This window comes from Aurantimonas sp. A2-1-M11, from assembly GCF_036549475.1.
In the GTDB taxonomy this organism is placed as follows: Bacteria; Pseudomonadota; Alphaproteobacteria; order Rhizobiales; family Rhizobiaceae; genus Aurantimonas.
The window spans coordinates 1-700 of record NZ_JAZHLI010000220.1 but is presented as its reverse complement, the minus strand read 5'-3'; the positions used below and the strand labels follow the sequence as shown (position 1 = coordinate 700).

Sequence of the window (700 nt, the reverse complement as noted above, 5' to 3'; positions counted from 1 at the left end):
GGGCCGAGAGGATCGACGGCGGCTACCGCCTGTCGGGCGCCAAGATGTGGATCTCCAACTCGCCGATCGCCGACGTCTTCGTCGTCTGGGCGAAGTCGGCCGCCCATGACGGCAAGATCCGCGGCTTCATCCTGGACAAGGGCATGAAGGGCCTGTCGGCGCCCAGGATCGAGGGCAAGCTGTCGCTGCGCGCCTCGGTCACCGGCGAGATCGTCATGGACGGGGTCGAGGTGCCCGAGGACGCGCTGCTGCCCAACGTGTCGGGCCTGCGCGGCCCCTTCGGCTGCCTCAACCGGGCCCGCTACGGCATTTCCTGGGGGGCGATGGGCGCCGCCGAGGATTGCTGGAAGCGCGCCCGCGACTACACCATGGAGCGCACCCAGTTCGGCCGGCCGCTGGCCCAGACCCAGCTGATCCAGAAGAAGCTCGCCGACATGCAGACCGAGATCGCGCTGGGGCTGCAGGCCTCGCTGCGGGTCGGCCGGCTGTTCGACGAGGGCCGGATGGCGCCGGAGATGATCAGCCTGGTCAAGCGCAACAATTGCGGCAAGGCGCTGGACATCGCCCGCACCGCCCGCGACATGCATGGCGGCAACGGCATCATGGGCGAGTACCACGTCATGCGCCACGCCCAGAACCTGGAGACCGTCAACACCTACGAGGGCACGCACGACGTCCATGCGCTGATCCTCGGCAAGGC

At 68.9% G+C, this 700-nt stretch carries 1 protein-coding gene; it reads left to right on the top strand.

Translation table 11 applies throughout. The features are described 5' to 3' along the window. Window positions 1–700, top strand: a 700-nt coding sequence (locus tag VQ042_RS25780; protein WP_331823077.1) for an acyl-CoA dehydrogenase family protein, incomplete at both ends; no start/stop codon positions are given.